Origin of the sequence: Campylobacter sp. TTU_617 (assembly GCF_016599045.1) — a bacterium.
Lineage (GTDB): Bacteria > Campylobacterota > Campylobacteria > Campylobacterales > Campylobacteraceae > Campylobacter_D.
Genome location: NZ_JAENKV010000043.1, coordinates 1 through 712, shown reverse-complemented (window position 1 = coordinate 712; position 712 = coordinate 1). Strand labels below are relative to the sequence as shown.

Below are 712 nucleotides of genomic sequence, written 5' to 3'. Positions count from 1 at the left end.
GCTTTAAGTAATAATTCATCTTGTTTATTTTTATTTAAAGCATTTAATCTTTTAAAAGGTTTATCTAAATCTTTAATAAGTAATTCTTCACATACTTCTTTAAAAGGTTTTTCTAAGCTTCCTTCTATCCTTGCTCCACCCTCTGTGCAGTTGTAGGTGATAGAAAAAGTATTTTTATAAATAATTTGTTCTAAAAAAGACTTAAAATATACCCAAATACTATGCGTTGCAACTTTTCCACTACCGCCATAAGCCATTATTTCTATATATTCTTCTTCGCTCTCAAAATTTGATCCGTGTTTATAATCATTAGGATGCGAATTTCCATTCTCATCATAAGCTAAGTCTTGTCCTATTAAGATAATGTTTTTGTGTTTTAAAAGCATAGCTAAAGAATAATTCATATAAGCTACACTCGGGCCACCGCCAAGATAACCAAATAAATGAAGTTTAAAATCAAGACACATTCTAGATGGTTTTGAGACAAGCATATAAGAACGCTTATTTTGATCAAGATAAGAAAGTGCTTTTGGATGAACTAATGAAGCAAGAATAAACAATGCTCTTTCATCAATCCCCTCATACCTATCTTTAAAGAATTCCGCCGTAAAATCAGTTCTTTCAAGCATACAAACATAATCAGGCTTAATATTATGTTTAGCTAATATTGCATAAGCACTATCAGCACAAAATATTGTAGCTTTGTTTTGAT

General features: G+C 30.2%; 1 protein-coding gene. It reads right to left on the bottom strand.

The genetic code is table 11. From position 1 onward, the window contains the following. The coding region (locus GQV94_RS07620; protein WP_200170442.1) for a 6-hydroxymethylpterin diphosphokinase MptE-like protein at positions 1–712 on the bottom strand (712 nt) is incomplete at both ends.